Annotated in this window: 10 protein-coding genes; 5 read left to right on the top strand and 5 right to left on the bottom strand. The window is 69.3% G+C overall.

What is annotated here, in order from left to right:
* Window positions 1–42 precede the first annotated feature (42 nt).
* Entirely contained in the window at window positions 43–1191 is a 1149-nt protein-coding gene (locus tag MXD59_RS13950; protein ID WP_248825184.1) for an acyl-CoA dehydrogenase family protein, read from the top strand.
* Window positions 1192–1216: 25 nt separating this feature from the next.
* Here the strand turns inward: MXD59_RS13950 and MXD59_RS13945 are convergent, their stop codons facing one another.
* Window positions 1217–2347: an aldo/keto reductase gene (locus MXD59_RS13945; protein ID WP_248825183.1), complete on the bottom strand. Its 1131-nt coding sequence runs from the start codon at window positions 2345–2347 to the stop codon at window positions 1217–1219.
* Window positions 2348–2509: 162 nt separating this feature from the next.
* On the opposite strand from MXD59_RS13945, the gene MXD59_RS13940 reads away from it, so the two are divergent.
* Window positions 2510–3472 carry an AraC family transcriptional regulator gene (locus tag MXD59_RS13940; protein WP_248825182.1) on the top strand — a complete coding sequence of 321 codons (963 nt, stop codon included), beginning with the start codon at window positions 2510–2512 and terminating at the stop codon, window positions 3470–3472.
* A gap of 61 nt (window positions 3473–3533) precedes the next feature.
* On the opposite strand, the gene MXD59_RS13935 is transcribed toward MXD59_RS13940, so the two are convergent.
* The 4 genes from MXD59_RS13935 to MXD59_RS13920 form a co-directional block, all read right to left on the bottom strand.
* Window positions 3534–4142, bottom strand: a complete 609-nt coding sequence (locus MXD59_RS13935; RefSeq protein ID WP_248825181.1) for an RloB family protein — start codon at window positions 4140–4142, stop codon at window positions 3534–3536.
* 53 nt (window positions 4143–4195) lie between these two features.
* On the bottom strand, window positions 4196–5422 hold the full coding sequence (locus MXD59_RS13930) for an AAA family ATPase (protein ID WP_248825180.1): 1227 nt from the start codon (window positions 5420–5422) through the stop codon (window positions 4196–4198).
* A gap of 755 nt (window positions 5423–6177) precedes the next feature.
* Window positions 6178–6591 carry a winged helix-turn-helix transcriptional regulator gene (locus MXD59_RS13925; RefSeq protein ID WP_248825179.1) on the bottom strand — a complete coding sequence of 138 codons (414 nt, stop codon included), beginning with the start codon at window positions 6589–6591 and terminating at the stop codon, window positions 6178–6180.
* A gap of 49 nt (window positions 6592–6640) precedes the next feature.
* Complete coding sequence (locus MXD59_RS13920; protein ID WP_248825178.1) at window positions 6641–8158, bottom strand: MFS transporter; 1518 nt, start codon at window positions 8156–8158, stop codon at window positions 6641–6643.
* A gap of 241 nt (window positions 8159–8399) precedes the next feature.
* Between MXD59_RS13920 and MXD59_RS13915 the strand changes: the two genes are divergently transcribed.
* The 3 genes from MXD59_RS13915 to MXD59_RS26460 all read left to right on the top strand — a co-directional run bounded on the left by MXD59_RS13915 (window position 8400) and on the right by MXD59_RS26460 (window position 12189).
* Complete coding sequence (locus MXD59_RS13915; protein WP_248825176.1) at window positions 8400–8783, top strand: ArsR/SmtB family transcription factor; 384 nt, start codon at window positions 8400–8402, stop codon at window positions 8781–8783.
* 569 nt (window positions 8784–9352) lie between these two features.
* Window positions 9353–10501, top strand: coding sequence for a hypothetical protein (locus MXD59_RS13910; protein ID WP_248825175.1), 1149 nt, complete (start codon window positions 9353–9355; stop codon window positions 10499–10501).
* Window positions 10502–10566: 65 nt separating this feature from the next.
* Window positions 10567–12189 carry a hypothetical protein gene (locus MXD59_RS26460; protein ID WP_283096867.1) on the top strand — a complete coding sequence of 541 codons (1623 nt, stop codon included), beginning with the start codon at window positions 10567–10569 and terminating at the stop codon, window positions 12187–12189.
* Window positions 12190–12273: the final 84 nt, after the last annotated feature.

Genomic DNA, 12273 nt, shown 5'->3' with positions numbered 1-12273 from the left:
CCTTACAGCGCGTGACAGTGCTGGTGTGCAGGGGAGGTCCGGGTGCAGCGGACGTTGTTCGACGCCGACCATGAGCTGTTCCGCGCGTCGGTGCGGGCCTTCGTCGAGCGGACCATCGAGCCGGGGCTGCCGACCTACCTCACCCAGCGGCTCATCGACCGCGCCGCCTGGCGGGAGGCCGGCGAGGCCGGCTTCCTCGGCGTCGGCATCCCCGAGGAGCTTGGCGGCAGCGGTGTCGGCGACTACCGGTTCAACGCCGTCTGGCTCGAGGAGCTGGCGAAGGCGAGCCTGGGCGTGGCCACCTCGTTCAGCCTGCACACCGACATCGTCGCGCCGTATCTGGTCGAACTCACCACGCCGGAGCAGCGCGAACGCTGGCTGCCCGGGTTCTGCGCGGGCGAGATCGTCACCGCGATCGGGATGACCGAGGCGTCCGGCGGATCGGACCTGGCGGCGCTGCGCACCACCGCGGTGCGTGACGGACCCGACTGGATCATCAACGGGTCGAAGACGTTCATCACCAACGGTTCCTCGGCGGAACTCGTCATCATCGCAGCCCGGACCAACCCCGATGCCAAGCCCGCCCGTGGCATCACCCTGTTCGCCGTCGAGGAGGGCATGGCGGGCTTCACCCGCGGCCGCAAACTCGACAAGGTCGGCCAGCACGAGGCCGACACCGCCGAACTGTTCTTCACCGACCTTCGGGTCGGCGCCGACGCGGTGCTCGGCGAGGTCGACCGCGGCTTCGTGGCGATGATGGAACGCCTCCCGCAGGAACGGATCAGCTGTGCGGTCACCAACCTCGCCCACGCCGACGCGATCCTCGCCGAGACCATCACCTACGCCCGTGAGCGGCGCGCGTTCGGCGCCCCGATCGGCAGCTTCCAGCACAACAAGTTCCTGCTCGCCGAACTGGTCACCCAGCTCGACGTCGCCCAGGCGTTCATCGACGCCTGCGTCGCCGCGCACAGCGAGGGCGCCCTGTCCGCGGTCGACGCCGCCAAGGCGAAATGGTGGTCGTCGCAGGTGCAGAACGAGGTGCTCGACGCCTGCGTGCAGCTGCACGGCGGCTACGGCTACATGACCGAGTACCGCGCGGCCCAGGCATGGATGGACGGCCGGGTCACCCGCATCTGGGCCGGCTCCAACGAGATCATGAAAGAGATCATCGGTCGCGACCTCGGCTTCTGAGCGCGCCGAGCCATCACGGACCACGCTAGTAGCGGACGGAGTTCGCCAGCAGCGGCGGGTAGACGGTGGACGGTTCGCCGTCCACGGTGGTGCCGGCGAACTGCAGCATCGCGCGCAGCGCACCGTGCATCGCGGCGGGGTAGCCGAGGACGGGGGCGGAGATCTCGTCGAGTCGGCGAAGCTGGTCCGCGTCCAGGGTGAGGGTGAGGCTGGCCAGGTTGTCGGTGAGCTGCGCGACGCGCCGGGCGCCGATGATCGGCACGACCGCCCCCGTCCGGGCGTGCAACCAGGCCAGCGCCACCGCGGCGGACGACGTGCCACACTCGTCCGCGACCTGCGCCACGGCGTCGATCACCGGACGCTGCGCGGGGGTGGGCAGCCCGACGTAGGCGGTGCGCGCCGAGTCGATGCCCACAGCGGGGGAGTCGGAGGCCGCGGAGGAGTCGGAGGCCGCGGGGGAGGTGGCGGCGCGGCGGTACTTGCCGGAGAGAAAACCGTTCTTCAGTGGGCTCCACGGAACGAGCGCCAGACCCTGGTCGCGGGCGAACGGCGCGAGCTCACCCTCGACGGTGCGCGCCAGCAGTGAGTACTCGACCTGCAGCGCGACCAACGGTGTCCATCCGCGCAGCAGGGCCGTCGTCTGGGCCTGGGCGGTCAGCCATGCCGGAGTGTTCGAGAAGCCGAGGTAGCGGACCTTGCCGGCGCGGACCAGATCGTCGAGGGTGCGCATCGTCTCCTCGATCGGGGTGTTGCGATCCCAGTTGTGCAGCCAGTACAGGTCGAGATGGTCGGTGCGCAGGCGGCGCAGCGTCTCGTGTAGCTGCGCGAGGATCGCGCGGCGTCCGGCGCCCCCTGCGTTGGGGTCGCCGGGAAACATGTTGGTGAAGAACTTCGAGGCGAGCACCACCCGGTCGCGGTGCCCGGGCCGGGCCGCGAAGTAGTCGCCGAGTATCCGCTCGGAATGCCCGTTCGTATAGAAGTTGGCGGTGTCGACGAAGTTCCCGCCGCGCTCCAGGTAGGCGGTCAGGATGCGTTCGGACTCCTCGACGCTGCACCCGGCGCCGCCCGGATCCTCGCCGAAGGTCATCGCACCGAGCGCGAACGGGCTCACTCGAAGACCCGATCGTCCCAGGGTGACATAGTGATCAAGAGCCATGGTCGACTGCTCCATCCGGGTCGTGGCTGGCGTCTGCCGTGCTCGTCCATCGAAGCCCGCCCCGCCCGGCGGACGGTAGACCAATCCATGCATCCTCTTGCCCGATCCTGTCGACTATGCTCCGATCGGACTTGCCAGTGGACGTGGCGGGATGGCACCGTCATGATGATGCGACCGCAGCCGTCCCCGCCGACGTCCGACGCCGCGCTGGCGGAGCTGCGCGAGCTCATCGCCCGGCATGCCCGCCCGGACCTGCGCACCCCCGTGCCCGGACTGCTGCTGTCCCGGGTGACGAGCGTGGCACCGGACTACTCGGTGGCCGAGCCGCTGCTTGTGGTCATGGCCCAGGGCGGCAAGCGGCTGATGCTCGGCGACGAGGTGCACGAGTACCGAACCGGCCAGTGCCTGGTCGTGTCCGCCGACGTCCCCGTGGCCGGCCATTTCCTGGACGCCTCAGCGGGTACGCCCGCGCTCGCCCTGGGCGTTGTGCTGCGGCCCGCGGTCCTTGCGCCACTGCTGCTCCACGCGCCAGGCGCGGAACGTGTCACGGCGACGACTTCGCCGGCAGCGGCGCCGGTGTCGGCGCTGGCGACGAGTGAGGCCAGCACCGACCTGCTGGACGCGGCGGTCCGTCTGCTTCGGCTGCTTGACCATCCGGCGGACGCACCGGTCCTCGCGCCGCTACTCGAACGGGAGATCCACTGGCGGCTGCTCACCGGCCCGCACGGCCCGACGATCCGCCAGGTGAGCCTTGCCGACAGCGTACTCGCTCAGGTCAGCCGCGCCATCCGCTGGATTCGTGCGCACTACGCGGAACCGCTGCGCATCGCCGATCTCGCCCGCCTCGCCGGGATGAGCCCGTCCGCCTTCCACCGCCGTTTCCGCGCGGTCACCGCGCTCAGCCCGCTGCAGTTCCAGAAACGCCTTCGGCTGCAACAGGCCCGTACTCTGCTGCTCACCGCCGCGGGGGATGTCGCCGCGGTTGGTCATCAGGTCGGCTACGACAGCCCCACCCAGTTCAACCGCGAGTACCGCAGGCTGTTCGGCGCCCCACCCGGCCGCGACGCCACCCGCCTGCGGGCGAACTCACTGCCCGCGGCGGAAAGCAGCTATGCCCTTCCCTGACCCGGCGACGCCTCGCCTCGCCGGACGGCGTTCAGCCCGTCCCTCACCATGTCACCGCGCATCAGCTGATCGGCGCCGGCGCACGAGTCGAGCCCCCACGCGCCGGCGGCTGTCGATCTATTGCTTCGAGCAGGTCAGCCATGGATGATGAAGGATTGTTCCTGGGGAAGGAAACTTCGTTGCGCGCGTGACGCACGTCGAGGGCGCGGGCCCGGGCAACGGCAGCCGCTCGTCGCGGCATATAGATGGACGCATCGATCCGCTTGCCGGAACGGCCGTCAAGTTGCTTGCTTCGACGCTCCGCGTTCTCGGTGCTCACGAAGCGCGTGGAGTCTTCGAAATGAAGGGAAAGCCAGAGCTCGAAACTGGGGTTGGAAACCGCGACCTTGATTCCGTGTTGTTGCGCGAGTGTTATTGCCTGGATCAGGTTCGGATGATTCTCCGGCCATTCGACGTCGAAGACGCACCAGCATTCATCAATATCCTGCTCGTGGCTGCGCTCGATTGCCCGCTGTACGAGCTTCAGCGGCACTCCCCGCTCTGAGTCGATCTCAATGCTGATCGCAGAGTTTGCGGCCACGTGTGGCAGCTGTTTGATGCCACTGATGTAATCCGGCTCGGAGTACCTGCCCTCGCAGAAAATAACATACGTCTTCTTCAGGGGGCGCACCTGTGCTCTTCGCCTGAGTGGTCTGGAGCTCGACCTCCTGGACGGCACCGAGACTAGCCGATGCGTCGCAGGGAGTAGATGAGGTCAGCCTGGTTGATGTCCGGGACGGCGCCGAACCTGCCATGCAGGTAGGCCGACTCGAGGTTCTGGGACCGCCGCACCCGCTCGCCGGCGAAGTCGGCGAGGGCACCCAGCCGGGTGGCTCCGGCCCTGTTCTTCTCGGTAAGCCAGACCTCATCCCGGTTCAGATGATTCAGGAGACTGGTGTTGTGGGCCGCGAAGACCAGCTGGGCGCCCCTCGGATTCGTGGCGCGGTCGTGAAACAGTCTGATCAGCTGCGCGGACAGCGCCGGGTGGAGGCTCGCGTCCAGCTCGTCGAACAGGAGCAGCCCACCTGCCTGGAGGGCTACCAGGACCGGGCCGATCAGATCGAACCAGATCTGGGTGCCGTGGGACTCGGCGATGAACTCAAGCGGGACGTGCTCCTCGTCCGCGTCGTGGACGAGGCGAACGCCGCGGAGTACCCGCGTGGAGCCTGGATCACCAGGTCTTGGCACCTCCTCATCGTCGATGAGAACGTCGACTATGCCCATGTCCGCCATTCTAAGCAGGGCCAGGGCCAGTTCTCGGTCCGGGGTCGGTAGGTCCGTATCGTCGAAGAGACCCGGCTGCGACGTAGCCGACTGATTGTCGAACCATCGGATCGATGCCCGGGAGGCCGAGAGGCTCCGTCCGCCCCGTGTGGTGGGCCTGGAACGGCGGGGCATGCCGAACGTCTGCGCGCGGGTCAGTGCCCGAACAAAGTCGCTGACCAGCGGCTCCCTGAAACGAGCCGCCACGGAGAGGGCGAGCGTCGAATCGGTGAGTAGCTCCCGGGTGCCGGAGAGGCCGCCGAGGCCGCGTTGCAGCTTGAGCTCCAGAGCCTCGCGCTCAAATATTCTCCGGCGCTTTTTTTCGGGGTAGTGGAACAGTGCCTCGTAGTGCACTGCCGTCCGATCGAGTCTTAGCACGTACTCGAAGCGGACGCCGCCGATCAGGTAATCGACAACAAATTCCGTCGGGGAATCTGGGCCGTTACCGAAGGCGTGGGGATCAACCGGAATCTCGGTTTCCCACTGCCGGAGCGAGTGCTGCACGGCATCTCGGAGCCAGGCGAAGGCGGCGATGACATTGGACTTCCCCGATGCGTTGGGTCCGAAAATCGCCGCCACGGTGACCAGGCTCTCGCCGAGGAGTGCCACGCGACGCGCGCCTTCACGCCCCTCGTCGATTGCGATCATCGATAGCTCGGCTGGGCTGAGGATCGATCGGAAGTTTGTCACCTGAAAGCGGATCAGCATGGCTACCCCAACGTCGTCGATCGACGCTACCAGTCGCTCCTTCTCGTCAGATCTTGACGAATCTGACTGTCAGCGTGCGGTCAGGTCGTCATCCTAGACGACAGGGCGTCGTTGAGTAGGTTGTTGCCTGTGGTCGCTGCCACCGCTGGCCCACGGCCCGACGCCCAGAGCTCATCCGATTGGTGGTTCGTGACTGCGCTCGGCGTCACTCGTTCGGCGATCGGGCAATTCATTCATCTTTGTGTTATCTGGCCGTTACAGGCCGTTCGCCCCCAGGCGCCAGTGATGGGTGTCTGCTCAAATATCAGCGATTACACCCATTTGGCATGCCTCGAAGGTGACATCCAGATGCCTGCCGTGTACCTCCAAGCCTACTTGTGGCGCCGCCTGTCCATTTCGGCTGGGAGTCCACGATGGGTTGATGTTCCGTGGTCGAGGCGGTCGCGGAAGCGCGGTGCACGGTTCGCTTGGAGGTCGCCCGTGGTGGTGGGGGTGATGTCGGACGCGGTGCTTCGAGCGTTTGTATGCACACCGGCATTCCTTTTGTCCTAGTTTGACATGATATAGGGATTTACTCTAGGTCGGGATGTCACGTCCAGCGCAATCGACGTCGGCCTGGCTGACCTCGCGTGTCGTGGACGCTCGGGCGCGTGGGGGTGCTGGCGGCGAAGGCTGTGACACGAGGGCGAGGGTGGCTATGGGTGCAGGATGCCGGAGGCGAGGGTCGCGTCATAGTCGAGGCGGGCGGCGGTGATGTCGCCGCGGTGCCGCTCGGCCCAGGCGGTGAGGGTCTGCAGGGCCACGAGCAGTTCGCGGGCCATCTCCGTGAGTCGGTAGTCGACCTTCGGCGGGACGGTGGCGTAGACCGTGCGGGTGAGCAGCCCGTCCCGTTCGAGGTTGCGCAGGGTCAGCGTGAGCATCCGCCGGCTGATCCCGTCGATGGCCCGCTCGAGTTCGGTGAAGCGTGCAGGTGCGTCGGCCACCGCGATGATGATCAGGATGCTCCACTTGCCGGCGACCCGGTCGATCACCTCGGTGACCGGACAGGCCCGCGCGATGAGGTCGCTGGCATGCTCGCTGCTGGTGGGCTGATCGGGCAGATCAGGCATGGCACTCCCGTCGACCAGCCCTACGATGCCATCCGGCTGGGCCGTCGGGTCAGGCATCGGCGAGGTGCTCCCCGGGTGCCGCCCGCTCGGCCCTCGCACCGTCCGGCCGGGGCGCTGCCGCCGACGCGGGGTGAGTGTCGGTCCGTGGCCGAAGGACGAGGGCGGCCACGACCAGCGCGGCGAAGGCGAAGGCCGCCGCCAGCAGGAAGGCGAGATGGTAGCCGCCGAGCTGGGCGGCCCGCGGCGTCGAACCCGAGGCGACCAGGCTGGTGGTCCGTGTGCTGACGAAAGCGTTCAGGACGGTCAGTCCGAGCGCACCGCCGATCTGCTGGCTGGTGTTGAACAGGCCCGAGGCGATACCGGCGTCGCGGGGTGCCACCGCCGACATACCCAGCCCCATGGCCGCGGGCATGGCCAGACCGGCACCCCAACCCAGCAGGACGGATGCCGGCAGGAAGTCGACGACGTAGGTGCCGTCGGCGCGGGCGAACGAAAGGCCGACGAAACCCAGCACGACAAGTGTGAGTCCACCGATCAGCATGACGCGGGGGCCGATCGACATGGTCAGTCGGGCGGCCAGGCCGAGCGAGACCACCGCGATCGTCACCGCGATCGGGACATACGCCAGTCCGGCCTGCAGCGGGCTGTAGCCGAGCACACGCTGCAGATACAGGGTGCCGAAATAAAGCAGACCGAACAGGCCGGCGATCAGCAGGAACTGCACCGCATTGGCCGCGGACACCGAACGGGACCGGAAAATCCCCAGCGGCAGCAGTGGCCGCGCCACGGTCGCCTCACGAAGGACGAAGGCGACCAGCAGGACGACCGCCAGCGGGCCGAGAACCAGGGTGGCGGCGGACCCCCAGCCGACCTGATCCGCGTGGACGATCGTGTGGACGGCCAGCATCAACCCGGCGGTGACCAGCAGCGCACCCGGCAGATCGACGCCCCGGGCCAGGCCCGGGCCGCTGTCGCGCTCGACGGTGCGCAGCGCGCCGACCACGACCACGGCCCCGATCGGCACGTTCACCAGAAAGATCCAGTGCCAGCTGGCCAGGTCGGTCAGTACGCCGCCGGTGAGCGTGCCCACCGTGCCGCCACCGGCGGAGGCGAAGCTGTAGGCGGCGATTCCCTGCGCCTGCTCCCGGGGCTCGGTGAACATCGCCGTGACCATGCCCAGGATGCAGGCCGACGCCACCGCGCCACCGATCCCCTGCCCGAACCGGAAGACGATCAGGGCGGTCCCGGAGGTGGCGAGGCCACACAGCAGGGAGGTGGCGCCGAACAGCGCGACACCGGCGACGAAGACGCCCCTGCGGCCGATGAGATCACCGAGTCGCCCGGCGAACAGCAGCAGCCCGCCAAACGGGATGACATAGGCGTTGACCACCCAGACCAGGCTGGTGGCCGAGAAATGCAGGCTCCGTTGCAGAACGGGCAGCGCCACATTCACGATGTTCTGGTCGATGACAATCATCATCTGCCCCAGGCACAACACGGCCAGTGGTAGCCAGCGTCGCGCCCGACCGCCGGGCCGTTGTTGTGCCTGCGGGGCCGATTCGGTCATGAACGGGAACTCCTCGATGGGGCGACCAGCATTACCGTGATCGATGGTGATGATGGCCGCCCCTCGGGGCGGGCGGAAGAAGGCACATGTTTGTGCCATGGGAACATCGATGTGACCCAGGCCCAGGCCCAGGCGTGGCGTGGTGTCCGCGCGCGGCGGTAGGGTTTAATTCGATGGTTGTCAAAGTGTTGAAATCCCGGGGTGGCCCTTCGTGATCACAGGGCCGGAGAGGAGGCCGGTGATGGCACGTCAGCTCCCGCAGCCAGGCCGTGACTCGATCAACCTGGTCACGGTGCTGGCCGCACTGGCCGATCCGGTCCGCCTCACGCTGATGCGCTCGATCTATGCCCACAGCGATCCGATCGACTGTGCCACCATCGCCGCCGGCATCGAGGTGACCCCGCCGACGATCTCCCACCACTACCGCGTTCTGCGCGAGGCCGGCCTCACCACGACGACGGCGGACGGTCGCCGCCGCATCGTCACCATCCGTCACGACGACCTCGAAGCCCGCTTCCCGGGCCTGCTCGCGGCCATCCTGACCCCTGAGCTCATCCCGCCGGCTGCCGCGGCGGAGACGGACCCCGCGCCACGGGCGCGGCAGGGGCGGCTCTCGGCGCACTGATCTGCTGGTGCGGAGTCGGATGTGGCTGCCGGCCCTGGTTTCCCGATTAGGTAAACCCCGTCGTCCGGGTTCTTTACTTCGCCTAACTTTAATTCCGTGGTTGCTGGTGTGCTCGATCCCTGGTCGTGCGCGTCACATGAGGATTCCCTTCTTCGGTTTTCCGTCGCGTGGTCGACCGGCTTTGGCCGTGTTCCACGGTGAACAGCGGTAGCTGGCCCGGCCGAGCGGTGCGGTGCGAAGCATCGCGGGGCGGTGTTCAGTCGGGCACTGAGCGCAAATGCCGGGGCAGGTGGAGTGAAACTCCGTAGGTGCGGGCGTTGCAGCTGCTAGAGTCCGCATCTGCGTGCCTCGCGGCGGGGATCTCCGCGGCCTGCGACCCGAGGTGACGCCGACTACGCGACGGGCCCGCGATGGTGCCCGGCGCTTTTGGCTATGCGTTTCCGTCGAGTGTGCCGCAACGGAGCTGCCACCTGACTCCAATCGGTGATTCGGCGCTGCCGGACACCTGTGCGCACCCCGGAACGTCCCAGCATGAACACTCGCGAGAATCGACCGAAGGAGACCTGAACATGCCACGGTTGCCCGGTTATGCCCGTTTTCCCGTCAGGTCCACAACCCCGCCCGCCGTCCGTCCCATGGTCCGCGGCACTGTCCGCGCGGCCGGCATGGCCGGCGTGGCGACGCTGCTGGGGGCCGCCCTGGCGGTGACCGTTCCCGGCACGGCACACGCCAACTCGGTGGGCCTCACCGTCCGGACGCCCGGAGCGACCAGCGGTCCCAGCGCGACCTTCGCCGAGATCTCCACCCACGCGGACTGCGCCAGCGGCCTGGTCGCCGGGGGCGGGGTCGACCAGGCGATCGGTACCGGGACGGCGTCGAACGGCAACCATGTGATGGGCTCCTCGCCGAGTTCGGACGGCAGCTCCGAGTACACCGGCACCACCGGTGTCGTCGGCACGGACGTCACCCACTGGCTCGGTATCGGCGGCACCGGTGGGGCGACCGACGCCGCGTTCTCCACCACGCCGTACGCGACCTGCCTGACCAGCACGCTGATCAACCACACGCAGGTCGTGATGAACAAGGTCGCCGGTCCGACGACGGCCTCGACGGTCGGCCTGGTCACCGCGGTCTGCCCGGCGAACACGGTGCTGCTCGGCGGCGGTGCGCGCAGCACCCCGGCGAGTATCGGCAGCATCAAGCCGATCGCCAGCTTCCCGACCTTCAACGACGCCGGCCACAGCTACGGGGCAAGGGCCGCGGCGGACGGTGCGACCAACCCGAACGCCTGGAGCGCGGTGGGCTGGAACGGTGGTGGCGGCAACGTCGGTAACACCACCTACGCCTACGCGATCTGCAGCGGCAGCGGCATCAACGTCAGCGGGGTGACGGTGAAGGTGCGCTTCGCCGAGGTGAGCGGCCCGACCTCGGCCACCACCGGGCAGACCGCCACCGTCGGCTGCGGCGGCTCGGACGGCCGGCTGATCAGCGGCGGCGCGGCAGTCAGCGGCGGCAGCGTGACCACGACCGACTTCACCGGCCCGGGTTCGGGCGGCACTCACCTCAACGGCAGCTTCCCGAGCGGCTCCACCGGCAGCCCGGTCGCCAACGGGACGACCACCGCCGCGTACTGGACCGCCTTCAGCCACACCGGCGGCGCAAGCTCGCCGAACACCTACACCGACGTGTGGGCGCTGTGCGCCGACGACGGCGTCTGACCCGGACGGCAGCCACCGCACGTCCAAGAGTCCGCACGTCCCACCGCCCGAAAGAGTCGACTCGCATGCCCGCACGACACTCCCGGCGCGCCGCGCCGTTGACCCCTCGACCAGTTCGGCCCGTCCGGCCGCCCGCGTCGCCTCTCCAGCCGGCTGCTTCGCCGTCCAGCCGGGGGGACGTCCGCGGGCGGTCCCGAGCGGGACGTCTCCTCGTCGTCGGCGCGGTCGGCGTGCTGGCCGCGGTCACGGGGGCGGCCGTCGTCGTCAGTCCGGCGGCCGCGGCTGACCCGGCCCCGAGTTCGTCCCCCTGCGGGATGACCGGAGCGCTGACGACCTCGGGCGGGGCGCCGGCGTGCGGCTACGGCCAGCCGGGGACGGACACCTTCACCGTGCCGGCCGGCGTGACCAGCGTGACCATCGACCTGTTCGGCGGCGAGGGAGGCAGCGCCGCCGGCTACGTCGAACCGAACCCGGTCAACGGTGGAGCCCCCGGCGGGCTCGGTGGCCAGAGCCATGCCATCGTGGCCGTCCAGCCTGGGCAGGTTCTGCAGATCACGACCGGGGCCGCCGGTGTTCCGGGGACCTCCCGGCATGGTGAGTTCGCCCGCCTGGGTGGCACCGGTCACGGCGCCGGCGGCGGTGGTGCGCACGGCGGTGGTGGCGCGGGTGGCGGTGGCTCGGATGTCCGGGTCGGTGCCTTCGGCGCGGACGACCGGATTCTCGTGGCCGGCGGTGGTGGCGGGGCCGGTAACGGTGGGCCGCTGCTGCATGGTGGTGACGGCGGCGGGCTTGTCGGCCAGGACGGCGGCCAGGGCGGCGGTCCGGTCGGGTCGGGCCTCGCCGGTGGCGGCGCCAGCCAGAGCGCGCACGGAACCGGCAGCCCGAACTCGGCGAAGGGCGGCCCCGGCAGCCCCGGTGGCGACATCGACCCGGCCAACAGCCAGCCCAACCCGGGCAGCGGCGGCCCCGGCGGTAACGGTGGTGGCGGCGGGAACGGCGGCGGTGGTGGCGGTGGCGGCTACCGCGGAGGTGGCGGCGGATCGGGTGGCGGCGACCCGGGTGACTTCTACGGCGCCGGCGGCGGCGGGGGCAGCGGGTATGCCGCGTCGTCGCTCACCGAGGTGGCGCTGACCGGTGGCGTCAACCATGGCAACGGCCGGGCGGTCGTGGCGTTCGGCCAGTCCTGCCTGACCGGGGCGCGTAGCGGTCCGTTGACGGTCGCCGCCGGCCAGTCGCTGTGCCTGGGCACCGGGGGACGCCAGAGTGGGCCGGTCACCGTGCGGGCCGGGGGCGCTCTGTTCGTCACCGGTGCCACGATCTCCGGTCCGGTGAGCGCGGACGGGGCATTGGCGATCACCGCCTGCGGAGCGACGATCTCCGGCCCGGTGTCGATCCACGCCACCAGCGGATACGTCCAGCTTGGCGGCCCGTCGGCCTGCGCCGGTAACACGATCTCCGGTCCGTTGACGGTCGAGGCCAACCGCGGCGGCCTGACCGTGGCCGCCACCACGATCACCGGACCGGCGCGGATCAACGACAACAGCGGCAGCGGCCCGGAGCCCGGCAGCGACGTTCCGTCGTTCACCGGCAACCGGGTCAGCGGCCCGCTGAGCTGCGCCGGCAACCAGCCGACCCTGCGCCAGTCGGGTAACACGGTGACCGGGCCCCGCTCCGGTCAGTGCGTCTGACGAAGCCAGTCAGCGGCCTTGGGCCGGCGGGCCCCGGGCCCGGCGCCCCCGCCCCCCCCCCGGGGCGCCGGGGGGCCGGGGGCC

Source organism: Frankia umida (assembly GCF_023242945.1).
Classification (GTDB): Bacteria; Actinomycetota; Actinomycetes; order Frankiales; family Frankiaceae; genus Frankia; species Frankia umida.
The sequence above is the reverse complement of the archived record's forward strand: the minus strand, read 5'-3'. Positions and strand labels throughout refer to the sequence as shown.